At 68.1% G+C, this 22,009-nt stretch carries 26 protein-coding genes and 2 pseudogenes; 17 read left to right on the top strand and 11 right to left on the bottom strand.

Annotation, left to right across the window (positions count from 1 at the left end; genetic code table 11):
* The first annotated feature begins 262 nt into the window (after positions 1–262).
* Positions 263–415, top strand: coding sequence for a hypothetical protein (locus ACYVO6_RS33385; protein ID WP_461067777.1), 153 nt, complete (start codon positions 263–265; stop codon positions 413–415).
* Positions 416–496: 81 nt separating this feature from the next.
* Here ACYVO6_RS33385 and ACYVO6_RS33390 read toward each other — a convergent pair whose 3' ends face one another.
* The 3 genes from ACYVO6_RS33390 to ACYVO6_RS33400 form a co-directional block, all read right to left on the bottom strand.
* The gene (locus ACYVO6_RS33390) at positions 497–1,558 is read right to left on the bottom strand and encodes an LLM class flavin-dependent oxidoreductase (protein WP_461067779.1); all 1,062 of its coding nucleotides are present in this window, start codon (positions 1,556–1,558) and stop codon (positions 497–499) included.
* Complete coding sequence (locus ACYVO6_RS33395; protein ID WP_461067781.1) at positions 1,558–2,091, bottom strand: SRPBCC family protein; 534 nt, start codon at positions 2,089–2,091, stop codon at positions 1,558–1,560. The genes ACYVO6_RS33390 and ACYVO6_RS33395 overlap by 1 nt, the downstream gene beginning before the upstream one ends.
* A 116-nt stretch (positions 2,092–2,207) precedes the next feature.
* A complete protein-coding gene (locus tag ACYVO6_RS33400; RefSeq protein ID WP_461067782.1) occupies positions 2,208–2,705 on the bottom strand; it encodes a winged helix-turn-helix transcriptional regulator in 498 nt (165 codons plus the stop codon).
* 106 nt (positions 2,706–2,811) lie between these two features.
* Here ACYVO6_RS33400 and ACYVO6_RS33405 point away from each other — a divergent pair, with 106 nt between their 5' ends.
* The gene (locus tag ACYVO6_RS33405) at positions 2,812–3,708 is read left to right on the top strand and encodes a short-chain dehydrogenase/reductase (protein ID WP_461067784.1); all 897 of its coding nucleotides are present in this window, start codon (positions 2,812–2,814) and stop codon (positions 3,706–3,708) included.
* A 34-nt stretch (positions 3,709–3,742) separates the two neighbouring features.
* On the opposite strand, the gene ACYVO6_RS33410 is transcribed toward ACYVO6_RS33405, so the two are convergent.
* On the bottom strand, positions 3,743–4,384 hold the full coding sequence (locus ACYVO6_RS33410) for a TetR/AcrR family transcriptional regulator (RefSeq protein WP_461067786.1): 642 nt from the start codon (positions 4,382–4,384) through the stop codon (positions 3,743–3,745).
* Between the two features lie 303 nt (positions 4,385–4,687).
* On the opposite strand from ACYVO6_RS33410, the gene ACYVO6_RS33415 reads away from it, so the two are divergent.
* The 4 genes from ACYVO6_RS33415 to ACYVO6_RS33430 are packed head-to-tail and all read left to right on the top strand — an operon-like array spanning position 4,688 to position 8,278.
* Positions 4,688–5,656, top strand: a complete 969-nt coding sequence (locus tag ACYVO6_RS33415; RefSeq protein WP_461067788.1) for an enoyl-CoA hydratase/isomerase family protein — start codon at positions 4,688–4,690, stop codon at positions 5,654–5,656.
* A 7-nt stretch (positions 5,657–5,663) separates the two neighbouring features.
* Positions 5,664–6,587, top strand: a complete 924-nt coding sequence (locus ACYVO6_RS33420) for an alpha/beta hydrolase (RefSeq protein ID WP_461067790.1) — start codon at positions 5,664–5,666, stop codon at positions 6,585–6,587.
* Between the two features lie 35 nt (positions 6,588–6,622).
* Entirely contained in the window at positions 6,623–8,095 is a 1,473-nt protein-coding gene (locus ACYVO6_RS33425; protein WP_461067792.1) for a class I adenylate-forming enzyme family protein, read from the top strand.
* 57 nt (positions 8,096–8,152) lie between these two features.
* On the top strand, positions 8,153–8,278 hold the full coding sequence (locus ACYVO6_RS33430) for a hypothetical protein (protein ID WP_461067820.1): 126 nt from the start codon (positions 8,153–8,155) through the stop codon (positions 8,276–8,278).
* 88 nt (positions 8,279–8,366) lie between these two features.
* Here ACYVO6_RS33430 and ACYVO6_RS33435 read toward each other — a convergent pair whose 3' ends face one another.
* On the bottom strand, positions 8,367–9,257 hold the full coding sequence (locus ACYVO6_RS33435; protein WP_461067794.1) for a TIGR03620 family F420-dependent LLM class oxidoreductase: 891 nt from the start codon (positions 9,255–9,257) through the stop codon (positions 8,367–8,369).
* Positions 9,258–9,346: 89 nt separating this feature from the next.
* On the opposite strand from ACYVO6_RS33435, the gene ACYVO6_RS33440 reads away from it, so the two are divergent.
* The 5 genes and pseudogenes from ACYVO6_RS33440 to ACYVO6_RS33460 all read left to right on the top strand — a co-directional run bounded on the left by ACYVO6_RS33440 (position 9,347) and on the right by ACYVO6_RS33460 (position 12,974).
* Positions 9,347–9,922: a TetR/AcrR family transcriptional regulator gene (locus ACYVO6_RS33440; protein WP_461067796.1), complete on the top strand. Its 576-nt coding sequence runs from the start codon at positions 9,347–9,349 to the stop codon at positions 9,920–9,922.
* 121 nt (positions 9,923–10,043) lie between these two features.
* The gene (locus ACYVO6_RS33445; RefSeq protein ID WP_461067798.1) at positions 10,044–11,060 is read left to right on the top strand and encodes an NADP-dependent oxidoreductase; all 1,017 of its coding nucleotides are present in this window, start codon (positions 10,044–10,046) and stop codon (positions 11,058–11,060) included.
* 187 nt (positions 11,061–11,247) lie between these two features.
* The gene (locus tag ACYVO6_RS33450) at positions 11,248–11,946 is read left to right on the top strand and encodes an SDR family oxidoreductase (RefSeq protein WP_461067800.1); all 699 of its coding nucleotides are present in this window, start codon (positions 11,248–11,250) and stop codon (positions 11,944–11,946) included.
* 5 nt (positions 11,947–11,951) lie between these two features.
* A pseudogene (locus ACYVO6_RS33455) lies at positions 11,952–12,215 on the top strand (MFS transporter); the annotation flags it as partial.
* A 144-nt stretch (positions 12,216–12,359) separates the two neighbouring features.
* A complete protein-coding gene (locus ACYVO6_RS33460; RefSeq protein WP_461067802.1) occupies positions 12,360–12,974 on the top strand; it encodes a TetR/AcrR family transcriptional regulator in 615 nt (204 codons plus the stop codon).
* A gap of 160 nt (positions 12,975–13,134) precedes the next feature.
* On the opposite strand, the gene ACYVO6_RS33465 is transcribed toward ACYVO6_RS33460, so the two are convergent.
* Together ACYVO6_RS33465 and ACYVO6_RS33470 are read right to left on the bottom strand one after the other, a co-directional pair.
* A complete protein-coding gene (locus ACYVO6_RS33465; protein ID WP_461067804.1) occupies positions 13,135–13,422 on the bottom strand; it encodes a helix-turn-helix domain-containing protein in 288 nt (95 codons plus the stop codon).
* On the bottom strand, positions 13,389–13,898 hold the full coding sequence (locus tag ACYVO6_RS33470) for a hypothetical protein (RefSeq protein WP_461067822.1): 510 nt from the start codon (positions 13,896–13,898) through the stop codon (positions 13,389–13,391). The genes ACYVO6_RS33465 and ACYVO6_RS33470 overlap by 34 nt, the downstream gene beginning before the upstream one ends.
* A gap of 289 nt (positions 13,899–14,187) precedes the next feature.
* On the opposite strand from ACYVO6_RS33470, the gene ACYVO6_RS33475 reads away from it, so the two are divergent.
* Together ACYVO6_RS33475 and ACYVO6_RS33480 are read left to right on the top strand one after the other, a co-directional pair.
* A complete protein-coding gene (locus ACYVO6_RS33475; protein WP_461067806.1) occupies positions 14,188–14,475 on the top strand; it encodes an alpha/beta fold hydrolase in 288 nt (95 codons plus the stop codon).
* Positions 14,476–15,044: 569 nt separating this feature from the next.
* Positions 15,045–15,308, top strand: a pseudogene (locus ACYVO6_RS33480) (alpha/beta fold hydrolase); the annotation flags it as partial.
* 237 nt (positions 15,309–15,545) lie between these two features.
* Here ACYVO6_RS33480 and ACYVO6_RS33485 read toward each other — a convergent pair.
* Entirely contained in the window at positions 15,546–15,710 is a 165-nt protein-coding gene (locus ACYVO6_RS33485) for a hypothetical protein (RefSeq protein WP_461067826.1), read from the bottom strand.
* 452 nt (positions 15,711–16,162) lie between these two features.
* On the opposite strand from ACYVO6_RS33485, the gene ACYVO6_RS33490 reads away from it, so the two are divergent.
* The 3 genes from ACYVO6_RS33490 to ACYVO6_RS33500 all read left to right on the top strand — a co-directional run bounded on the left by ACYVO6_RS33490 (position 16,163) and on the right by ACYVO6_RS33500 (position 19,016).
* Positions 16,163–16,978, top strand: a complete 816-nt coding sequence (locus ACYVO6_RS33490; RefSeq protein ID WP_461067808.1) for an oxidoreductase — start codon at positions 16,163–16,165, stop codon at positions 16,976–16,978.
* A 73-nt stretch (positions 16,979–17,051) separates the two neighbouring features.
* Complete coding sequence (locus ACYVO6_RS33495) at positions 17,052–17,963, top strand: alpha/beta hydrolase (RefSeq protein WP_461067810.1); 912 nt, start codon at positions 17,052–17,054, stop codon at positions 17,961–17,963.
* Between the two features lie 366 nt (positions 17,964–18,329).
* Complete coding sequence (locus ACYVO6_RS33500; RefSeq protein WP_461067812.1) at positions 18,330–19,016, top strand: hemerythrin domain-containing protein; 687 nt, start codon at positions 18,330–18,332, stop codon at positions 19,014–19,016.
* A 121-nt stretch (positions 19,017–19,137) separates the two neighbouring features.
* Here the strand turns inward: ACYVO6_RS33500 and ACYVO6_RS33505 are convergent, their stop codons facing one another.
* Positions 19,138–19,311, bottom strand: coding sequence for an alpha/beta fold hydrolase (locus tag ACYVO6_RS33505; protein WP_461067814.1), 174 nt, complete (start codon positions 19,309–19,311; stop codon positions 19,138–19,140).
* A 376-nt stretch (positions 19,312–19,687) separates the two neighbouring features.
* On the opposite strand from ACYVO6_RS33505, the gene ACYVO6_RS33510 reads away from it, so the two are divergent.
* Entirely contained in the window at positions 19,688–19,918 is a 231-nt protein-coding gene (locus ACYVO6_RS33510; protein ID WP_461067816.1) for a CGNR zinc finger domain-containing protein, read from the top strand.
* A gap of 16 nt (positions 19,919–19,934) precedes the next feature.
* On the opposite strand, the gene ACYVO6_RS33515 is transcribed toward ACYVO6_RS33510, so the two are convergent.
* Both ACYVO6_RS33515 and ACYVO6_RS33520 read right to left on the bottom strand, forming a co-directional pair.
* Entirely contained in the window at positions 19,935–20,408 is a 474-nt protein-coding gene (locus ACYVO6_RS33515) for a winged helix-turn-helix transcriptional regulator (RefSeq protein WP_461067824.1), read from the bottom strand.
* 442 nt (positions 20,409–20,850) lie between these two features.
* Positions 20,851–21,717, bottom strand: a complete 867-nt coding sequence (locus ACYVO6_RS33520) for an alpha/beta fold hydrolase (RefSeq protein ID WP_461067818.1) — start codon at positions 21,715–21,717, stop codon at positions 20,851–20,853.
* Between the last annotated feature and the right edge of the window lie 292 nt (positions 21,718–22,009).

The following is a 22,009-nucleotide window of genomic DNA, read 5'->3' on the forward strand; positions in this document are numbered from 1 at the left end:
GTAGCCGCCGGGGCCCGCGCCGAGTACGACGACGTCGAAGTGCTCACCCTGCTCGTCCATGGACGGCTTCCTTTCCACTGGGGCGGCCGGCTCCCGCGAGGGGCCGACTCGCTCCCGATCGAACAACCTGTTCATCAACTCGACAGCGGCGGCATCCGCCACCGCCCGCCGCAGGGGAGCCGGTAAAGGACGAGGGATGTGCCCATATGGTTCATCACCTCGGCAGCCGTTCCCCGGACATCCGCTTCAGCGCCCCGGCGCCGTGATCTATGCCCGCTCGGCCATCATCGACGGCGGGCTGACGCCCGTCGACTTCGTGCACTCCAGCCTCGGCAGCACCGAGCCTGAGGGTGTCGAGGCCGAAGGCGGCGACCGGGCCGTGCGCACCGGGCTTGAGCACGGCATCGGGCTGTGACGCGTGGGCGGCGCCCCACGCCAGGAGGGCTCCCGTCATCTCGTACGGATCGGGTCCGGTGAGGGCCGTCGTGGCCTGTCGCTACCGTGCCGCCTCGTCCTCGATGTCGCGGACCAGCTCGATGGCCCGGCCCAGGGTGGCGAGTCGGGCGTCGAGGGTCTCGCCGGCGGGATAGAAACGAACGGTGTCGACACCGGCGTCGCGCCACACGCGCAGCCGCTCGCGCACCATGTCCTCGGTTCCGATCAGTGTGGTCGCCAGCACCATCTCGTCGGTGATCAGGCCGGCCGCGCCGTCCCGGTCCCCGGCCAGCCAGTGGGTGCGGACCTCGGCCGCCACCTCAGCCCATCCCTGGCGGCTGTAGGCGTTGTTGTAGAAGTTCGTGGTCGCGGAGCCCATGCCGCCCAGGCTGAAGGCCAGTTCCTTCTTCCGTCCGGCCACCATCGCGCGCAGTGCGTCCTCGTCGTCCGCGAAGGCGACCTCGGCGCCCTGGCAGATGTCCAGGTCGGCGCGCTTCCGACCGGCGGCGGCCAATCCCTGGTCCAGGTGGTCGAAGTACGCCTCCTTGGCACCCTCCGGAACGAAGCTGGTACCCAGCCAACCGTCCGCGATCTCGCCGGTCAGGTGCAGCATCTTCGGCGACAGGGTCGCCAGGTACACGGGGATGTCGTGCTCGGCGCGCATCGACAGACGCATGGGCTTCGCCTCCCCGCCCGGCAGCGGGAGCTGGAACTCCCGCCCGCTGTAGGAGACCTTCTCCCCCGTAGCGGCCTGTCGCACGATTTCGACGGTCTCGCGCATCCGCGGCAACGGCCGAGAGAACGGCACACCATGCAGCCCTTCGATCACCTGTGGTCCGGAGGGGCCCAGGCCGAGGAGGAAACGCCCCTGGGAAATCTGCGACAGCGTGATCGCGGCGCGGGCGATGGCCATCGGAGTGCGGGTGCCGAGCTGGATGATTCCCGATCCGAGAAGCATGCGATCCGTCTTCGCGGCGAGATAGCCCAACGGTGAGGGCGCCTCGGAGCCCCATGCCTCCGCCACCCAGCAGATGTCCAGACCAAGCTTCTCCGCCTCGGTGACGTAGTCGACGATCTCCCGCCAGTCGCCCCCGGAGGCTTCGATCGTGGTGGAGGTACGCATCACAGACTCGCCTCGCCCGAGGTCCGGGCGCTCTCGGCCAGCTTCTTGACTCCTTCGAGGGTGACGGTCATGTTGGCCTCGAACTCCCGCATGCGCACGAAGACGATCTTCTGCTCCTTCTCCGGCATGCGATCGATGGCGAAGGAGAGGCCCGAGCGGGCCGGCCCCATCTGCATCCACTGCCGCAGCAGCGTGCCCCGGTCCCGCGGCTCCAGAGTGAACCGCCAGACGGCCGTGGGGTATTCGGGGTCCTCGACCGCCCAGGCGAGCACCCTCGGCGGCTCGTACTCGACGATGTGAGATGTGGTGGCCCACTCCCCGAACGCCTCGTGCTTGCTCCGGCCGATGAACCGGGCTCCCGGAGCAGGGGAGCGCGCGCCATCCAGCCATTCCACCGACTGCAGCTCGGCGCTCAGACGCGGCATCAGCTCAATGTCGGTCACCAGCGTCCACACTTGTGCCGGCGGGGCGGCAATCCAGGTGTGGACCTCAGCCGTCGGCTTATCCGCATAGCGCGCACCCGTCCACTCCACGATCCTGCGGCCTCCCTACCCATCCGAGAACCCTCATTCCAGCACCTGACCAGTAAAGTTGCCTAGATAGACTCACCTGTCAAGGGAACAGACACAGGCCCCGCAGAACTACTGGGTCAGCCCGCGAACCGCTCCCGCACATCCGGCCGCTCGGCCAAATGCGATGGATAGCCGGGACCCATCCGGGGGCGGGTGTTGTCCGCGGTCATGGGCTCGCCGCAGGCGGCGCACACCACCTCGGCATGGGTCTCCTGCCCGCACACCTCGTGATGCATGGCCACCGGCGGGCCCGCTTCACCGGCCAGCCAGCGGTCTCCCCACCGGTTCATCACCAGCAGCACGCCAAAGAAGTCGCGCCCCTTCTCGGTGAGCACGTAGTCGTACCGAACCGGCTCCGTCTGGTACGGCCGCTTCTCCAGCAGCCCCTCGTCCACCAGCCGCCGCAGCCGGTCCGCCAGCGTGTTGCGGGCGATCCCCAGCGCCTCCTGGAACGCGTCGAACCGCCGGATCCCGTAGAACGCCTCACGCAGCACCAACGGCGTCCACCAGTCCCCGAGCAAGTCCATGGTCCGCGCGATCGAGCAGGGCCACTGCGCAAAGGATGTCCGCCTCATGACAGCCAGCATAGGTTCGTCCAGTCGTGAGACCCAGCAGGTAAACCGAGCAGCGGCCGGTGCGCGGTATCTTGCACTCCATCAATAACGAAGTTATGTTGCCGCCATGAAACGTGACTTGCTGGGCAGAAGGCTGGTTGTCACCGGAGCGGCACGCGGCATCGGCGAGAAGGTGGCCCGACTGGCCGCCGCCCGAGGGGCTCGTGTGACCGTGATCGGGCTGGAACCCGATCGGTTGCGCGACCTCGCCGAGGGCCTGGGCCCCGCCGCTTCCTGGCGTGAGGCCGATGTGCGCGACGGTGCGGCCCTGCGGTCGGCGATCGATGCGGCGGCGGAGGTGATGGGCGGCATCGACCTCGTCGTCGCCAATGCCGGCGTGGTGGCGTACGGGACGGTGCGGCAGACGGACGAGGCGTCGTTCGAGCGGGTCCTGGACATCAACCTGAACGGCGTGTTCCGCACCCTCAAGTACGCGACGCCCCATCTGGAGCGCAGCCGGGGTCACGTGCTGGTCGTGGCGTCCGGGCTGTCGTTCATACCGCTGGCCGCGATGGCCTCGTACGGCGCGAGCAAGGCGGCGGCCGAGCTGCTCGCCCTGACCTACCGCCAGGAGGTGGCGCACCTCGGGGTCACGGTCGGCCTTGTGCACCCCTCCTGGGTCGACACGGATCTCGTCCGGGGCGCCGAGGCGGACTTCCCCTCCTTCAAGGAGCTGCGCGGGCGGCTGCCCTATCCGGGCAACGTCACCACGAGCGTCGACCGGGTGGCTGCCGCGATCGTCGACGGGCTCGTGCGCCGACGCAGCCGCGTGTACGTGCCGCGCGGGGTCGTCGTGGCCAACTGGGCGAAGGCAGCGCTGAATTCACCGCTGGCCTGGCCCTGGGCGAGGCGCTTCGCGGCCCGGGCGGTTCCGTCCCTCGAACGGGAGGTCGCAGCGTTGGGGAGGCATGACCAGCTCACGCCGGGTACCGATGCCCCTGCCGCGGGGACCAGGTCGTCCTAGCCGCGCACGGGGCTGCGCCCAACCACCCGACTTCTCAGTGGTCTTGGACGATCGAGTCGTACAGGCGCGCGCCGGCCTCGTGCGAGGCCTCGGCACGTTCCCGCTTGTCACCCAACCCGACAGAGAAGTTCACGCCCATCGGCAGGAGCACCTGCGCCACGGCGTCGTCGAACTCGACGAAATGCTCAGCCAGTTCAAGGGTGATGTAACCGTGCACGAAACTCCACAACTGGGCGGCGATGGCTTCGGGTTCCTGCCGCTCGACCCTGCCGGAGTGCACGAGCCGTTCGCACGCTGCGGTGACATGAGCGTGGGCTTCCCGAAAGGCCGGGGAATGCCCACTCAGGCGAAGGTCCGCATCCGACAGAGGCCGGTACGTCGCCCGAGTGGACAGCCCGAACATCAGGTCGTAGAGGTGAGGGTTCTCGCGGGCCAGCCGACGGCAGGTCAAGGCCATGGCGAAGAGATCCGCGATCGGGTCCTCCGTCACCGGTACCTGGGCGAACGCTCTGCCGAGTTCCTTGAACCCATGGTCGGCAACAGCGCTCATCAGCTCGGGGATCCCACCGAAGTGGCTGTAGACCACCATCGTCGACAGTCCGCTCGCGGAGGCCACCGTGCGCGCTTTCAAAGCCGATGGCCCCTGCTCGGCCAGCAGACCGATGGCCGCCCGCACAAGCCGTTCCGGTGCGTCATCAAGCCTCGCCCGCCCTGCCATGTCTCGCACGCCTCCACCGTTGACACGCCAAAAATAACTTGGTTATGTAATTCTTCACGGCAATAGTACACATCGCACGTGACGTGCCGTCTCGGATACACGCGTCCGTCCTTGGACACGTCATCTCGCGCTGTTCCAGTCTCCTGCCGCCGGTGCGGACACAGCCCGTCGGGGCGAACCCGACCCCGTTGCTGCGACACGCATCCGCGGCTGTCCCCACGCACTTTCCACCCCCATGAACTCAGCACGGGAGCAGAATTCATGCCGTACAAAGACAAGGGCCATCTGGAGATAGAAGATCGCGGGGCCGTCCTGATCGTCCGGGTCGACGGCGGCCCGCACCAGGTGTTCGGCCTCGATATCGCCAATCAGCTCGACAAGCTGGTAGCCCGAGCCGACCGTGATCCGGGCATCCGTGCCGTCGTCTTCACCGGGGCGCATCCCGAGCGGTTCGTCAGCCATGCCGCGGTTCGGTGGCTGCAGGAAGAGGGCGCCGCGAGCCCTACGGTCGGCCGACGCGGTGCCGCCGCCGTCGTACGCGCGGCGAAGCACGTGGACCGGTCCCGTGTCCTCGAGCCCGTGATGCGCAGGACCCCGATGCGGGGAGCCCTCCAGCTGGAGCGTCTGCACACGACCTTCCTCCGGATGAACGCCAGCGGTGTCCTCTTCGTCGCCGCCCTCAACGGTTCGGCTCTCGGCCTCGGCGCCGAGTTCGCCTGGGCGTGCGATCTGCGGGTCATGGCCGACGGGGACTTCTTCATCGGCCAGCCGGAAATCCTCCTCGGCATCATCCCGGGTGGAGGCGGCACCCAGCGGCTGACCCGCCTGATCGGCACCCACCGGTCCCTGGCCGCGATCCTCGAAGGCAAGCCGTTCACGCCCGCGGAGGCGCTCGCCAACGGGGCGGTCGACAAGGTCGTTCCGCAGGACAAGGTGGTCGCGCAGGCGCTCGACCTCGCAGAGCACTTCGGCAAGCGGTCGAAGGGGTCGGTCGCTGCCGCCAAGAGGTCGGTGTACTTCGGCGGCTCGATGTCACTGGAGGACGGCCTGCACGTCGAACGCGCCGAGTTCTTCACCCGAGTCATGTCGAAGGAAGGTCAGGAACTGATGCTCGACTACATGGAGACGACGGACGCCACCGGCGAGCTCCCGCTCTACAGGCCGGACACCTACGCGCAGGCGCTCGCCTCGGGCAGTGTGCCCGGGCGCCGCTCGGCGAACGGACGGTGAGCCGACGATGACCACTGCGCACTCCTTCACCCGTCACGACATCACGTTCCCCTCCGGCGACAGCACCTGTGCCGGGTGGTTCTACCTCCCCACGGGCGTCACCTCCCCGCCCGTCGTCGTCCTCGGGCACGGCCTGGGCGCAACCCGCGAGATGCGCCTGGACGCCTTCGCCGAGCGTTTCGCACAGGCCGGCATCGCCGCCGTGGCCTTCACCTACCGGCACTTCGGCGACAGCGGCGGCCACCCGCGCCAGCTCCTGTCGATCAAGCGTCAACTCGCCGACTGGGATGCCGCCCTCGCCTACGTCAAGGCCCGCCCTGACGTCGACCGCTCCCGTGTCGCGGTCTGGGGCAGCTCCTTCGGCGGCGGCCACGCCATCACCGTCGCCTCACGCCATCCCGAACTGCGCGCGGCCGTGGCCCAGTGCCCGTTCACCGACGGCCTCGCCTCCGCGCTCGCGCTCGGCCCGCTCGCCTCCCTCAGGATGACCCCCGTGCTCGCCCGGGATCTGGCGACGAGGGTCCGCGGCAGGGCGCCCGCGATGGTTCCCATCGCCGCCGCCCCCGGTTCGCCGGCCCTCATGAACGCCCCGGACGCACTGCCCGGATACCAGGCGCTGCAGCCGCCCGGCACGACGTTCCGCAACGAGGTGGCGGCACGGGTCATCCCGACCATCGCCGCCTACCGGCCCGGGCGTGCGGCGAAGAAGGTCACCATGCCGATCCTCTTCTGCGTCAGCAACACCGACTCGGTCACGCCTCCCGCCCAAACCCTCCGGTACGCGGGCACCGCGCCCCGGGGAGAGATCAAGAGGTACGACGCCGGTCACTTCGACTTCTACACCGGCGAGACCTTCGAGGAACTGGTACGCGACCAGATCGAGTTCCTCGCCCGCCAGCTGGACCCGGCACCCGCCGTGTCGACGACTTGACCGGATCGCATCACACCGAGACAGGTACGCCCGCCATGAATTTCGCTTCTCTGCCCGACCGCCGCGCCGACCTCGACCCCCAGGGGGCCGCGGTCTCGGACGGGCACCAGTCCCTCACCAACACGCAGTTGCTGAGCCGGGTCCGAACGGCAGCGCGTCAGCTCCAGGACCTCGGAATCGGTCCCGGTGACGTCGTCGCCCTCAAACTGACGAACCGCGTCGAGTTCGTGATCCTGCTGTTCGCCGCCTGGCGGCTCGGCGCCACCATCACACCGGTCAACCCGAGCATGACCGACGTCGAAGTGGTCCGACAGCTCAAGGACTCCGGTGCACGCCTGCTGGTGGTCGAGGACAGTACGGCCGTCGTGGCGGACGGTACTGCCGTACTCGCCGTCGACGAACTGCGCGCAGGAGCAGTGGAGCCGGATCAGGCACCGCTTCTGGACCCGTCCACGCTGGCCCTGCTCATCTACACCAGCGGTACGACCGGGGTGCCCAAGGGTGTGATGCTCGACCACGCCAACATCGACGCCATGGTGGAGATGGGGCGCCAGGCGTTGGAGGTCGGGCCGGCCGACCGTTGCCTGCTGATCCTGCCGCTCTTCCACGTCAACGGAATCGTGGTCAGCGTCCTCATGCCCCTGCTCGTGGGCGCGAGCGTCGTCATCGCGGGCCGGTTCGACCCCCGCACCTTCTTCGACCTCGTCGAGCAGGTGCGCCCCACCTTCTTCAGCGCGGTGCCGACGATCTACAGCATGCTCGCGGCACTCCCGGACGACGTCCGGCCCGACACATCGTCGCTGCGGTTCGGAGTCTGCGGCGCCGCACCCGCCTCCGCCGAGTTGCTGACCCGGTTCGAGGCCCGGTACGGGTTTCCGCTCGTCGAGGGATACGGCCTGTCCGAAGGAACCTGCGGCTCCACCATCAACCCCGTCTCCGGCCCTCGACGCGCCGGAACCGTGGGGCTTCCCTTCCCCGGCCAGGAGATCCGGATCGTCGACGCCGACGGCAGCGAGGTGGCGCCGGGCACGGACGGTGAGGTGATAGTGAAGGGCCCCAACGTCATGCGTGGCTATCTCGGCCGTCCGGACGAAACGGCCCGAGTCATCGTCGACGGCTGGCTGCACACCGGCGATGTGGGCCACCTTGACGCCGAGGGTTATCTGATCCTGGTCGGACGCTCGAAAGACATGATCATCCGTGGCGGGGAGAACATCTACCCCAAGGAAATCGAGGACGTGCTCGCAGGCGACCCGTCGGTGCTCGAGGCAGCCGTGATCGGCGTACCCGACGAAAAGTGGGGAGAGGCGGTTGTCGCCTACGTCCAGCCGCGACCGGGGTCGACCGTCGATTCCTCGGCGCTGAAAGCCCTCTGCGCGCGCAGCCTTACCGGCTACAAGCGCCCGACCGCGTTCTTCGTGGTGGAAGCCATCGCGAAGAACGCGGTCGGCAAGATCGACAAAGCCTCGTTGCGTGCTGGCCACGCCGCCCTCTCTGCCCGGTCCTGATCCCCCAAGGCCTTCGTCGTCCGCCGACCCGGCACCGACCTCACCGCGGACAAGGTCATCGAGTTCGTCGCACGCCAGGTCGCCCCGTACAAGAAGGTCCGGCGGGTCGAGTTCGTCTACGCCGTCCACAGCTCCGCATCGGGCAAGATCCTCCGCAAGGATCTCCGCTCCCCGGCCGCGTGACACAGGGCCGCGCGGCTTCTTCGGCAGGCCACCCCGGTCACCGGCGCCGCGACCCGTCGTAGGCGCGGCGCCCTGCACAAACCGCGGATCAGGTGTTGCCGCCCGGGGGCAGGAGTGCCTCGCCGAGCATGCGCCAGTACGGCAACGCGGACTCGCCCGGCTCGATCCCGATCACCTGCACCGCGACATGATCGGCTCCGGCCTCGACATGGGCATGGAGCTTCTCGACGATGGTGTCCAGGTCACCCCAGAACACGAGGTCGTCGACGATGCGGTCGCTGGCACCGGCGATCTCCTCCTCCGAGTAGCCCAGTCGACGGAACTTCGCGATGTTGTAGGGGGAGTTCAGATAGATGTACAGGTGTTCCCGCGCGATCGCGCGGGCCTTGTCGGGGTCCGACTCGAACAGCACCGCGTGCTCGACGCCCAGGAACGCGTCCGGCCCGAGGATCTTGCGCGCCTGCGCGGTGTGCGCCACGTTGACGTGATAGGTCTGCGCGCCGGCCGTGCGTTCGCGAGCCAGCTCGAGCATTTTGGGCCCGTACGCGGCCATGATGCGGCGCATCGGGGTCTTCGGCAGGGGGTTGGGAGTCTCGACCGCGTCCATCTCGTCGAGGTACGCCGTCATGGCCGCCAGGGGCTTGGTCCCCGGCCCCTGCCCGCCGCCGAATCCCAGACCGAGCACGTGCCGGTCGGGGTAGGCGTCGGCCAGCAGGAGGGCGGCTCCGTACGCCCACCGGGCCCGGCGTGACCAGATCTGTGCGATGCCGTTGACGACGCGCATCTGCTCAGTGCTGGAGAGCAGATAGCCGGCGTGCGTGAGCGCGTCGCGCCCGAGGAGCTCGGGAATCCACAACGCCCGCCAGCCCTGCTCCTCGAGTTCCTGAACCGACTCGCGTATCCGCGCCGCCGGCTGGACCTCGAAGTCGAAGGTGTAGACCCCGAACGTCCCGAGATCCAGGCCATCAATGCTGCCCATCGAACATCTCCTCGTAGTCAACCGCTAGATAGACAGACAGGTCTGTTCATACCTTGCAGTAGACAGACCTGTCTGTTAACTTACACCTCATGACCATCGCGCCCAAGCGACTCCCGGCCCGGGACCGCATTCTCGACACCGCTTGCGAGCTGTTCTACGCCCACGGCATCCACGCGGTGGGGGTGGACCGGCTGATCGCCGAGTCGGGAGTCGCCAAGGCCACGCTGTACAAGCAGTTCCCCAGCAAGGACGACGTGGTCGCCGCCTACCTGCGACGCATGGACGACCGGTGGCGGCGCCAGCTGCGCTCGGCGGCGCTGGCGGCCGGGGACGACCCACGCGAGCAGCTCTTCGGCCTTTTCGTCGCGCTGGAACACGCGGCGCGAGAGGGCACGCTGGGCTGTGCGTTCATCAACGCGGCGGCGGAGTACGCCCCCGGCAGCACCGCGCACGCCATCACCGCCGAGCACAAGCGCGCCGTACGCGACTGGGTGCGCGACCTGGCCGCCGCGGCCGACGCCTCGGACCCCGAGACACTCGCGTTCCAGCTCACGGTCCTCATCGACGGCACGCTGGCGGCGACACGCGTCGAACATGCCGACGCCGCCGCCGAGGCCGCCAAGCGGGCGGCGCGCGGCCTGCTTGACGCAGCCTGCCCCCGATAGCTCCTGGAACCGGCCGTTCGCGGCTCGTTTCGGAACTGCACAGACAGACCTTTCTGTGCACTAGACAGAACTTTCTGTTCATCACCAGAGCACCGCCTCCCGCCGAAAGGACTCGATCCACATGTCCGAGCAGACCCTGCCCACCACCGCCCTCGCATGGCACCTGGACACCCGCCCGGAGGGCTGGCCGACGGCGTCCAACTTCTCACTGCGCGAGGTGGACCTCCCCACGCCCGGCCCCGGGCAGCTCCTGATCGCCAACGAGTACCTCTCGGTCGACCCCTACATGCGCGGCCGGATGAGCGACAAGAAGTCATACATCGAGCCGTACGAGGTGGGCGCGCCGATGGACGGCCCGGCGGTCGGCCGTGTCCTGGTGTCCAACGCCGAGGGTTTCGCGCCCGGCGACTACGTGGTGCACGTCCTCGGCTGGCGCGACCACGCGGTCCTCGACGCGGCGGGCGCCCAGAAGGTGGACCCGAATCTCGCGCCGCTCACCGCCTACCTCGGCGTGCTCGGCGTCCCCGGCCTCACCGCGTACATCGGACTGGAGCGGTTCGCGAAGATCAAGGAGGGCGACACGGTCTTCGTCTCTGGTGCGGCAGGCGCCATCGGCACCCAGGTCGGCCAGATCGCCAAGCTGAAGGGCGCCGGACGGGTGATCGGCAGCGCGGGCTCGGACGACAAGGTCAAGCTGCTCATCGAGGAGTACGGCTACGACGCGGCGTTCAACTACAAGAACGGGCCGGTCGCCGAGCAGCTGGCGCAGGCGGCGCCGGACGGCATCGACGTCTTCTTCGACAACGTCGGGGGCGAGCACCTGGAGGCGGCGATCGGCGCACTCAAGCTGCACGCACGGATCGTCCTGTGCGGGATGGTCTCCCAGTACAACGACGAGAAGGTCGTGGGGCCGCGGAACCTGTGGAACCTGTCGGTGACGCGTTCCAACATCCTGGCGTTCATGTTCAGCGAAGAGCTGGACCTCCAGCCGGACTTCGTCCGCGAGGTCGGCGGCTGGCTCGCCGGGGGCAAGCTCCGCTACCGCGAGACCGTGAGGGAGGGCCTCGACAACACCTTGGACGCCTTCCTTGCGCTGATGCGGGGCGAGAACGTCGGAAAGATGATCGTCAAACTCTGACTCCACCTTCGATGGACCGCGAAAGGGGTCTGCCGTGCGTACGGCAGGCCCCTTTCGCGTTGGTCGTGGGCACGGTCGGCGCCAGGGGCGGGACGCACCCTCTCCGCGCAGACCGCTTGCGCTCACCGACTCCTCTTGCTTAGAATTATGATCGTACTTTAATAAATCTACTTCACCAGGAACCTCCATGGACCTCTCCGCCAGCACCGCCCTTGTCACCGGAGCCAACCGTGGCTTCGGCAGGGCTCTCGCCGCCGAGCTGCTCAGCCGCGGCGCCACCGTCTACGCCGGCGCCCGCAACCCCGACCAGGTCGACCTGCCCGGCGCCAAGCCGATCGCGCTCGACATCACCGACCCCGCCTCCGTCGCGACCGCCGTCGAGGCCACCGGCGACGTGACCATCCTGGTCAACAACGCGGGGTCCTCCACCGGCGCCGACCTGCTCACCGCCGACCTGGACGACATCCGCCTGGAGATGGACACCCACTACTTCGGCACCCTCTCGGTGGCCCGCGCCTTCGCACCCCAGATCGCGGCGGGCGGCGGCGGGGCGATCCTGAACGTCCTGTCCGGCCTGTCCTGGGTCAGCTTCCCGGAATTCGGCGCCTACTGCGCCGCCAAGTCCGCTCAGTGGTCGCTCACCAACGCCCTGCGCCTGCAACTCGCCGACCAGGGCATCCAGGTGGCCGGCCTGCACGTCGGCTACATGGACACCGACATGGTCCGGGCCGTCGACTCAGCCAAGTCCGACCCCGCCGACATCGCGCGGATCGCCGTGGACGGCATCGCCGCCGGCGCCTACGAGATCCTCGCGGACAACGCCGCCCGCCAGGCGCAGGCCGCACTGGCCGGAGGCGTCTCCGCGCTCTACCCACAGCTCCCCTGAGTTACATCGCCTCCGGCGCCAACAACGCCATCCGCGAGGTCGGCGGCGCCCTCGGCGTCGCATCGCTGGCGGCCGTCTTCTCTGCCCAGGGCGGCTACGAGTCCGCAGCGCGGTTCGTCGACGGGCTGACTCCGGCGCTGTGGACCGGTGCCGGCGCGGTCGCCCTGGCGGCTGCGCTGATGTTCCTGATTCCCGGGCAGCGCAAGGCCGGTCGTCCGGCTGCCGACCTGGCCTCGGGCGACGCGGCCGCTGCCCCGGCCTCCCTCTGAGTTCCGTGTTGAGGGCGGAGACGACCGCTCAGCCGTCGCCAGGACAATCGCCGCGGCAGCCCCTCAGCCACCCCACGTCCCTGTGCACCCGGTGCAGATGGAGGACGGAAAACGTGCACGCACGGCGACATCACGGAGTGAGCGGTGACGGAGACACCGAACAACGGATCGGTCGGCGTCACCGCCGAGCGATCCGATGCCGCCCGCAATCGCTCCCGGCTGCTGGAAGCGGCTGCCCGGCTGATCGTCGAACAGGGAGCCGAGAATGTGACGATGAAGGAGGTCGCCGAAGTCGCCGGCGTAGGAAAGGGCACGCTCTTTCGCCGGTTCGGCGACCGCGACGGCCTCCTGGTCGCTCTCCTCGACGAAGCCGAGGCGGAGTTCCAGGAGGCGTACACCTCAGGTCCCCCTCCGCTGGGGCCAGGAGCACCTGCGGGAGATCGTCTGGCGGCGTTCGGCTGCGCCCTGCTCGAGCGCATCGCCGCCGACGCGGACCTGGGCGCCGCGCTGGGACGCCAGGTGCCCTACGCACGCCGCAACGCCTCGGACACCGGCCGGGCCTTCCACGGTCATGTCTCAACTCTCCTGCGAGAGACGGGGGTTGACGGAGACCACGACATGCTCGCCCACGCCCTTCTCGCCTTCACGAGCTTCGAAGCGGCGGACTACCTGCGCAAGGAGCGCGAGGTACCCACCACACGCCTCCAGGCCACCTGGGTGGACCTGGTACGGCGGCTGACCCAACCCAAGGGACCATGACGGAGATCGAAGACACCGCTCCGGCCTTCACAGAGGCGACGGCATGGCCGCGGCCACTCGCGACGTCATCACCCCGTCGGCCGAGCAGGCGACCGCCGGCATCCCTTCGGGAAGAATTCGGGCGTCAGCGAGCACCCATGCAGTCCAGGGAAGCCGCTGGTCATCCCATCAAACGCAGCCCGTCCTCGAAGTCGAGACGCGCGAGGTCGGCGCGCGAGACGATACCGAGCTTGGGGAACACGTTGGCCAGGTGATGAGCCACCGTACGAGGACTGATCAGCAGCTGTGACCCGATCTCCCGGTTGGTGAGTCCCTGCGCGGCCAGCCGTACGACTCTCAACTCCTGCGCCGTGAGGGTCGTCGGGGTGTCCCGTGCCCGTGCCCGCGCGGAGTCCCGGCGCGGTTGCTGCCCGGTCAGCTCCTGTTCGGCCCGGGTGCGGGCGAGCAACGGAGCCGCGTCCAGTCGCCGGAAGGTTTCCGCGGCTTCGGCCAGCTGTATCCGGGCGTCGGTACGACGGCGGGCCCGCCGCAGCCACTCGCCGTACAGCAGGCGCGTGCGGGCGTAGTTGAAGGGCCGCGACTGGGCTCCGAGAACCTCCAGCGTGCGGACGGCTCATCCAGCCACTGGGCGTCGTCGGCGATGATCAGCACCGGCCGCTTGTCGGCCAGCTCGCCGACGAGCGTCAGTACGGCCACGCCGATCAGGAACCGGTCCGCCACGTCGCCGCTCATCCCGAGCGCCCCGTTCAAGGCGTTGGCCTGCGGCTCCGGGAGCGTACTGATCCGCTCCGTCACCGGCCACAGCAGTTCGTGCAGTGCGGCGAACGTCAGCCGCGATTCCAGACGAGTGCCCCCGCATCGCAAGACGGTGAAGTCCGCAGCGGCGGACTCGGCCACGTAGTCGAGCAGGGCGGTCTTGCCGATGCCAGGGTCACCTCACAGCATCAGGGCTTTCGCGTCGCCTTGACGAGCACCGTCAAGGATTTCATCAAGGGTCGCCTGCTCATGGCGCCGTCCGTACAGGCCCATTTGCTTGAAAGCTTAATGGGTTGCTGCCGCCGGAACCACTCGCGATACCCCTGTTCAACCACGTTCGGCAATTCCATGACGGATGCGGTGACGGATGCGCTTCCAGCGCTCCAACTCGTAGCGTCGTGCGTGACCAGTGCACCCGCAAGAACCCCAAGCGCACTCACCAGAAGAGAAGGACGTCATGAGTACGTATCTGTCGGACAAGGCCGAGGATCTGTCGGTGGAGGGCCCCTCCGCGCGGTCCACCTACCGGCGTATGGGTCCGCGGGGCGGTGTCCCGCTGGTCCTCCTGCACCGCTTCCGCGGCACCATCGACTGGTGGGATCCGGAGTTCCTGGACCTCCTGGCCGCGGACCACGACATGATCGTGTTCGACAACATCGGGACCGGCTACACCACCGGTGAGCCGGGCCTTGGCCTTCGATCTGCGCTGCGCCAGCCGCGAGCATGCGCGGTTCGGCCGGCCTGAGGTCGCTGACGGGACCACTCCTGGCGGCAGGGGCAGCGAACGCTTGCCCCGACTGGTCAGGCGGGACCGGGCATCAGAAGTCATACTCGGCAATAGTGACTACGACGCCGATATGGCAGAACGCTGCGGATAGGTGGCGCGCGCCGTCGCCAACGCCGGACTGGACGGCTTGATGGACGGTGTCGCAATGCGGCTCGCGTCATTCGACAAGCAAGACAGCACTCGCGGCCACCAAGGCCTTGGTCAATCGGGCAACGCTCCCGCCCGACGCTGCCCTGAGGCGACCTACAGGGAATTTCTGAACTCGCTCGCCCGGCCGGGCTCCGGTGCAGAGGTAGTCGCCCAGGCGGAATCAGCAGGCATAGGGCTGCCTCTCCGGCAGACGTCCGCAGCTGTGGGTTCTGGCCGCGAGAAGAGGTATACAGATCGTTTCGCAGGGAGAAATAATTAACACTACATACAAGGACGCACCGACCAAAATCATCGATGTCAACGGAAGGCGGTTCGCGTACCGGCGACTCGGTGCGGATACCGGCGTACCGGTCATCGCCATCAATCACCTGACCGCGGTGCTGGACAACTGGGACCCCAGAGTCATCGACGGCATCGCTGCCAGACATCCGGTGATCACCTTCGACAACCGAGGGGTCGGTGCATCAGAAGGCAGGCCCGCAGACTCGATAGCCGCGATGGCACGTGACGCTGTCGCCTTCATCCGGGCACTGGGCTTCGATGAGGTCGATCTCCTGGGGTTCTCCATGGGCGGCATGGTGGCGCAGGTAATTGCGCAAAAGGAGCCACAGCTCGTCCGAAAGCTCATTCTCGCGGGCGCGGGTCCGGCCGGCGGAGAGGAAATCGACAAGGTCACCCGTGCCTCCCTCCTGGATACGATGAAAGCCAAGGACCTTCAAAGACCCGAAGGAACTCCCCTTCCTCACCCCAACCGCAAACGGCAAGTCGGCTGCCCGACGATTCGTGAAGCGACTGAACGAGCGTACAAGAAATCGCGACAAGGATATTTCCCTCACGACAACCCGAGCCCAGTTCAAGGCCATCCACGGTTGGGGGACTCAGGAACCTTCCGACTTGACGAGCGTCCAGCAGCCCGTCCTGGTGGCAAACGGCGACGCCGACAGGATGGCGCCCACCAGTAATTCCTTCGAATTGGCCGGCGTCCACCGAATGCCCAGCTCAAAATATATCCTGACGCCGGGCATGGCGGCATATTCCAGCATCACGAAGAGTTTGTCACCGAGGCTCTGAAATTCCTCGAGTCCTGAATCAAGAGCCCTCTTCGGATCGAATCGGATCGGCCGAGCAGGTGAGCGCGGTGTGCGCCAACCCACCCGAACCCGCCCGAACCTGCCGAAAGCTCCGGAAGGGGATGGCGTCCCACGGCTTGGCGCAGCTGACCTCGGCCGCAAAGTGCACCGCTTCCGCGCCATTGGGGCCGGCCGGTGGGCCGGCCGGTGGGACCAAACGAACCGACACCCGCACCACAGATCGGCCCACTCCGATGCCGCATCCGCGTCGGATGACGCCACGAAGTCGCCAGCCCGGCCAGGGACCGGACCTCACCACACGATTCCCGGATCGCCGGAGGTGAGCACTTGCCATCAGCCACCCTTCTCTATAGCCTTACGGCCATAAGACAAACGATCGTAATCCAATGACCAAGGAGCCTGTGATGGCAACAACCCGGCCGGTAGCACTCGTGACGGGAGCGTCATCGGGTATCGGCAAGACAACGGCCCGCGCCCTCGTCGCAGCGGGTTTCGAGGTGATCGGCACCGGCCGGAAAACCTCGGGACTCACCCCGCCCGCCGACGTGACGTACCTCGACCTCGACGTGGCCAGCGACGACTCCGCCACCGCCGTGGTCGAGCAGGTGATCGACCGGTTCGGGCGGATCGACGTCCTGGTCAACAACGCAGGTATCGGCTCGGCGGGTGCCGTGGAGGAGAACTCCGTCGCCCAGGCCCAGAGCGTCTTCAACATCAACGTCTTCGGTGTCATGCGTATGACGAAGGCGGTCCTGCCGCACATGCGCGCCCAGGGAGGGGGACGCGTCATCAACGTCTCGTCCATCCTCGGGGTCATCCCCCAGCCCTTCATGGCCCTCTACGTCTCGGCGAAGCACGCGATCGAGGGCTACTCCGAGTCGCTGGACCACGAGGTCCGCGAGCACGGCGTCCGGGTCCTCCTCGTCGAGCCCGGCTATACCAAGACCAGCTTCGACACCAACGCCGCGCAGCCCGACACCCCGCTGCCCCTGTACGCGGAGCGACGGCGCATCTTCGACGAGATGATCGCGGAGGCGATGAAGGACGGCGACGACCCCGCCGTCGTCGCCAAGGTGATCGTCACCGCGGCCACCGACAAGAAGCCGAAGCTGCGCTACACCGCCGGCCCGCTGGCCTCGCGCGTCAGCGCGGCGCGCCGCCTCGTCCCCGCCGGGACGTTCGACAAGCAGATCCGCAAGACCAACCGCCTGCCCGGATGACGCCGCCCCCCACACATCGACCTGACTGCGCGCGACAAGCGGGCGCAGCACGGACCTGAAAAGGAATATCACCATGGGAATCAGTCCAGAAGCACAGCAGTTCGTGGAGTTCCTCGCGAGCACGAACGCGAAGTTGGTCACACCCGGCCTCGACCTGGCCGTCGTCCGCGACATCGCCGACTCGCACCACAAGGCGTCGACCGAGCCGGAAGGCGTCACCTACGCCGAGGTCGACGCGGACGGCGTCCCCGCCCTGTGGGCCATCCCCGAGGGCGCCGACCCCGACAAGGCGCTGCTCCACTTCCACTTCGGCGGATCCGTCACCGCCTCCATGCACTCCGACCGCAAGGCCGCCGGCCACATCGCCAAGGCGGCCGGCGCCCGCTCCCTCGTCGTGGACTTCCGCCTCGCCCCCGAACACCCCCACCCCGCCCAGCTCGACGACGCCGAGACCGCCTACCGGTGGCTGCTCTCCCAGGGCTACCAGCCGCGCAACATCGGCAGCACCGGCCACTCCATCGGCGGCACCCTCGCGGTCATGCTGCCGCTGCGCCTGCTCGCCAAGGGCGAGGCCACCCCGGGCGCGATCGTCAGCGTCTCGCCCTGGACCGACCTCACCATCCAGAACCCGTCGGTGGACGCGAACGAAGACAACGACAAGATGCTCAGCCGGAACACCCTCGAACTCTTCCGCGGAGCCTGGCTGCAGGACCCCGCAGTGGACTTCGCCGACCCCGCGATCAGCCTCGTGAACGCCGACCTGACCGGCCTGCCGCCCACGACCGTCCACTACGGCGAGTACGAGACCCTCGCCGACGACGGCGCCCAACTCGGCCGCCGCCTCGCGGACTTCAAGGTCACCTCCGAGGTCCACCCGATGCCCGAAGGCCAGCACTCCTTCGTCCTGGGCGCCGGGCGCGTGCCCGAGGTGGACCAGGCGATCGAGCAGATGGGCCAGTGGCTCCGTAAGCACCTCGGCGCCTGAACAGAAGAACCCTCGTCACCGTCGGTGGTCCTCCGCACCGAGGGCCACCAGCTTCCATCCCCAGACCAGCCCCGACTCGGCGAGGACGGCCGGCCATGCGTAACGGTCCGCTCCGAGTCCTTCCGCATCGTCGTCGGCAGGCCGACCCGGACGACCTCCCCGATCGCCGGGGGCCGCGTCCGCCTGCCCGACGCGGCCCCCGGCTCGGTCCGCTTCGCACGCGTTTCGGTACCGCCTGGGCAAGCAGCGGAACCGGGCAGGCCGACCGCATCCAGATGGCGTCCACGAACCCTCCAATGAGGCGCGTCCACGGCGTGGCATCGGGAGGGCTGCCCGAGCGGCACACCCCGGCAAAGGAGACGACTGATGACTACGAACGCCACGCCCGGCGATGCCCTGCACGGCCCCGGCCTGACCGACGTTCGCGACATGGTCATGGCACATGACGCGTTCCGCCGCGCCCTGCGCTCCAGCGCGTCACTGGTGAGCGCGGTCAACGACGGTGACCGTAAACGAGCCAGCGTGGTCGCCGACCACCTGGAGTTGATGCTCGGCCTGCTCGTCCACCATCACGAGGGCGAGGATGCGTTGCTGTGGCCCATGCTGCTGCAGCGTGTGCCCGAGGAACTGGCTCCCCTGGTGCGCCTGATGCAGTCCCAGCACGAGGCGGTGCACGGGATGCTCGACGAGGTCACCGCCCTGATTCCGCCCTGGCGAGTCAACCCCACCAGCGCGGCCCGCAGTCGGCTGGCCGACCGCGTCGAGCACCTCCTCGTCCTGCTGGAGGAGCATCTGCGCGACGAGGAGAGGCATCTCCTGCCGGTCGCCGCACGCACCGTCACCCAGCCCGAGTGGGACGCGGTCGCCGAACGCAACCTCAAAAGCCTGCCGCCCTCCAAGGCCCCCATGGTCTTCGGCCTGTTCATGGAGGTCGGTGACCCGGAGATCATCGCGCAGCAACTCGTCAAGGCGCCTGCGCCGATCCGTCTGCTGCTGCGCCTCACCGCCCGCCCCGCCTGGCGCCGCTACCGGGCCCGCGTTTTCGACGCCTGACGATCGCCTGGCCGCATCGGGTACAGCCCCACGGGCCATTGCGCCTCAGCCCGACGGAACCATCCGCTGCGGCCCTCGCGCATGGCCCGGCACAGCGGGGAGAGTCGGCCCCCTTGGCTTGTCACCGGTTCGTGCCGCCGGTCAGGAAGGCGCGCAGATGCGCCAACAGCGCCTCCGGCTGCTCCTCCGGGATGAAATGGCCGCATTCCGGGATCTCGGCACCCCTGACGTCTTCCGCGTAGTCGCGCCAGATCTCCAGTGTCGGCAGGCGGGCAGGCAGCCCGCGGAACCCCACAGCGCCAGCAGCGGCATGGTGAGGCGGCGGCCTTCGGCGGCGTCGATGTCGTCGAGCGCGGTGTCCTCCTCCATGGCGCGGTAGTCGTCAAGGTTCGCGCGCAGGGCGCCGGGCGGGAGAACGCGCGGACGTAGCCGTCGACCGCGTCGGCTGTGAGTCCGTGGCGGTTGTAGGTCCACCGCTCGAAGAAGTACTCGAGATACCCGCGGATGTCGTGTCCCAGGAGGCGTTCGGGCAAATCGGGCTGCATGTGGAACAGCCAGTGCCAGTACCCGGAGGCGAGCGAAGCGTCCAGGCGGCGGAACATCTCCCGGGTGGGAACGATGTCGAGCACGGCCAGCCGCTCCACCTGCTCCGGGCGGTCCAGCGCCCAGCGGTGCCCCACGCGAGCGCCGCGGTCGTGGCCCACGACGCCGTCGACTTGCTTCTGTCCGCCGAGATCCGGCGCGTACGCGTCTGCGGAGCGGACCGCTGCGCACTGCGCTTCCTGGACCGCTCCCCGGCCCGCAACCGCCGCTGGTGCTCCATGTCCCGCTGCGGAAACCGCACCAAGGTCCGCCTCCATCAGGCGCGTACACGACAGAGCGGCCGGATTACGGAAAGCTGACGGAGGAGTCCTCAGCTCACTCGGGCGACCTCATACGAAAGGCCGGGCCGGGGACGCTCTCGATGTCCTTCGCTTGCACCGGGTGGCCTTGTTCGCAGCGAATCTCGACGTCGACGTGCGCGCCGCACTCGCGGTGTCGTGCCAGCACGGCCGGCCCCTCCGGGTCGGCGCGGTAACGGTCACCCCACTGCAGCAGCCCCATCACGGCCGGCACCAGATCCATGCCCTTAGCGGTGATCACATACTTCGGCCGGCTCCGCGAACCGGGCTCCTTGTACGTCTCCGTCGCCAGGATCCCTTCCTCCACCAGCATCCGGAGCCGCGTCGCCAGGAGGTTGCGAGGACAGCCGAGGACACGTTCGAAGTCACCGAACCGGGACGAGCCGTACCAGACCTCGCGCAGGATCAGGACCGTCCACTTCTCGCCCACGATCTCAAGGGTCCGCGCGATCGAGCAGTTGGACGTGTCCCGGTCGAGTCGGGGGTCCATGCCGGTGTCTTCAAGAACTTCGGTCCACGCATCCATGGGAGCGATACTAACCGTTTGAGTTTACTTTTAGATACTCAGCATCAACGTTGTCGCCGATGAACTGCGCACGCAGGTGGAGCGGTACGACACGCCGCGGCCCGGCCGACCAGAGACTCGCCGACAGAGAATCGAGGACTTCGTTCGCGGCTATCTGTCGCCCGAGCACCGTGACCAGCCCAGCACCGGATGCCCCTTTGCCGCACTGCTCGACGAGATCGGCCGCTGCGCGGACGTCACCAAGCAGGCGTACACCGAGGGCGCGGCGGCCATCGTGGAAGAGATCGCCGCCCGTCTGACGCCTGCGGATCCACAGGCCGCTCGCGACAAGACCATCGGGCTCTTCACCATGATGGTGGGGACGCTGCGACTGTCCCGCGCCCTCGCCGCCCGCCCCCGACACCCACTACCGCTCAAGGAAGTCGAGGGCTTCCGCCACGAACTGCTCGTGGAACTGGAAGATGCCTCCGTGGCCGGCGTCGGGGTAGACGACCACGTCGGCGTTCGGCAGTCGCCGGGCCAGTTCGAACGAGTTCTTCGTCGGCACCATCCTGTCGCTCTCGCCGTTGGCGATGAGCACGGGCTGATGGATGACGGAGAGATCCTGGGGCTGCGCGAGCCCCCAGCGGTGGATGGCCTTGAGCTGGGCGAAGTACGACGTGAGGGAGATCGCCTTGTCCCGGTCGTGGGTGCGCTCCTTGAGACGGGCCAGGAACTGCTTTCCGGCTCGGCGCCCGCCCGCGGTGCGGGTGAAGAAGAGGAACTGCTTCGGATCCTGAAGGGTGAACAGGGCCCGGACGGTGTCGAGATGGGACAGTCGACTCACGTTCTTGATGCCCTCGCCGCCCGCGGGGCCGGTGCCCGTGAGGATCAGCTTGCGGACGAGCTGCGGTTCGGTCTGCACGATCACCTGGGCGATCATGCCGCCCATCGAGAAGCCGTGAATGTCGACATGCTCGAGCCCGAGTCCCCGGATGAAGGTGACGGCATCCTTCGCCATCTCCTCGATGGTCTTCGGCGTCGAGCCGCTGGACGCGCCGACACCCCTGTTGTCGAAGGTGATGACGCGATGCCTGGCGGCGATGCCGTCGACGACCCGGGGGTCCCAGTTGTCGAGGACCGCGGAAAGGTGGGTGATGAAGACCACCGGGACGCCAGTCCGGGGACCGAGGTCGCGGTAGGCGAAGGTCACTCCTCCGGCGGTGAGGGTGCGGGTCGGTGCGTTCTTGTACGACGTCACCGCGTCGCCTCGTACTCCTTGCGCGTCATTCATGACCGTGCCCTTCTGCATGGGGTTCCTGGACTGCGGCTGCAGTCAGTTCGGTCGACGGCAGAAGGCCCGCAGGAGTCAGAACCCTGTTCGGTTGAGTTCTTCAGCATCACGTCGACTATTGAAGTATGACCGTAATTTCATGTGACCGCAAGAGCTGCGCCGCACACGATGACAGCGAGGCCGCGACAGCGAATCGGTTCCGCCGGAAGTCCGCCCCCTCCCCCATGAAGGCCGTCCGCCCACACCAGGCGGATGCGGACCCGTCACCTGTCGGCGGCGGGCGGCGGGCGGC

Source organism: Streptomyces pseudoechinosporeus (genome assembly GCF_054783935.1).

What these genes read in the sequence shown, in the direction of transcription:
- ACYVO6_RS33515 (WP_461067824.1), bottom strand. Translation starts at nt 20,408, where the DNA reads ATGGACCCCCGACTCGACCGGGACACGTCCAACTGCTCGATCGCGCGG.
- ACYVO6_RS33475 (WP_461067806.1), top strand. Translation starts at nt 14,188, where the DNA reads ATGAGTACGTATCTGTCGGACAAGGCCGAGGATCTGTCGGTGGAGGGC.
- ACYVO6_RS33425 (WP_461067792.1), top strand. Translation starts at nt 6,623, where the DNA reads ATGAATTTCGCTTCTCTGCCCGACCGCCGCGCCGACCTCGACCCCCAG.
- ACYVO6_RS33500 (WP_461067812.1), top strand. Translation starts at nt 18,330, where the DNA reads ATGACTACGAACGCCACGCCCGGCGATGCCCTGCACGGCCCCGGCCTG.
- ACYVO6_RS33420 (WP_461067790.1), top strand. Translation starts at nt 5,664, where the DNA reads ATGACCACTGCGCACTCCTTCACCCGTCACGACATCACGTTCCCCTCC.
- ACYVO6_RS33490 (WP_461067808.1), top strand. Translation starts at nt 16,163, where the DNA reads ATGGCAACAACCCGGCCGGTAGCACTCGTGACGGGAGCGTCATCGGGT.
- ACYVO6_RS33495 (WP_461067810.1), top strand. Translation starts at nt 17,052, where the DNA reads ATGGGAATCAGTCCAGAAGCACAGCAGTTCGTGGAGTTCCTCGCGAGC.
- ACYVO6_RS33485 (WP_461067826.1), bottom strand. Translation starts at nt 15,710, where the DNA reads ATGCTGGAATATGCCGCCATGCCCGGCGTCAGGATATATTTTGAGCTG.
- ACYVO6_RS33415 (WP_461067788.1), top strand. Translation starts at nt 4,688, where the DNA reads ATGCCGTACAAAGACAAGGGCCATCTGGAGATAGAAGATCGCGGGGCC.
- ACYVO6_RS33450 (WP_461067800.1), top strand. Translation starts at nt 11,248, where the DNA reads ATGGACCTCTCCGCCAGCACCGCCCTTGTCACCGGAGCCAACCGTGGC.
- ACYVO6_RS33400 (WP_461067782.1), bottom strand. Translation starts at nt 2,705, where the DNA reads ATGAGGCGGACATCCTTTGCGCAGTGGCCCTGCTCGATCGCGCGGACC.
- ACYVO6_RS33435 (WP_461067794.1), bottom strand. Translation starts at nt 9,257, where the DNA reads ATGGGCAGCATTGATGGCCTGGATCTCGGGACGTTCGGGGTCTACACC.
- ACYVO6_RS33405 (WP_461067784.1), top strand. Translation starts at nt 2,812, where the DNA reads ATGAAACGTGACTTGCTGGGCAGAAGGCTGGTTGTCACCGGAGCGGCA.
- ACYVO6_RS33390 (WP_461067779.1), bottom strand. Translation starts at nt 1,558, where the DNA reads ATGCGTACCTCCACCACGATCGAAGCCTCCGGGGGCGACTGGCGGGAG.
- ACYVO6_RS33520 (WP_461067818.1), bottom strand. Translation starts at nt 21,717, where the DNA reads ATGAATGACGCGCAAGGAGTACGAGGCGACGCGGTGACGTCGTACAAG.
- ACYVO6_RS33445 (WP_461067798.1), top strand. Translation starts at nt 10,044, where the DNA reads ATGTCCGAGCAGACCCTGCCCACCACCGCCCTCGCATGGCACCTGGAC.
- ACYVO6_RS33440 (WP_461067796.1), top strand. Translation starts at nt 9,347, where the DNA reads ATGACCATCGCGCCCAAGCGACTCCCGGCCCGGGACCGCATTCTCGAC.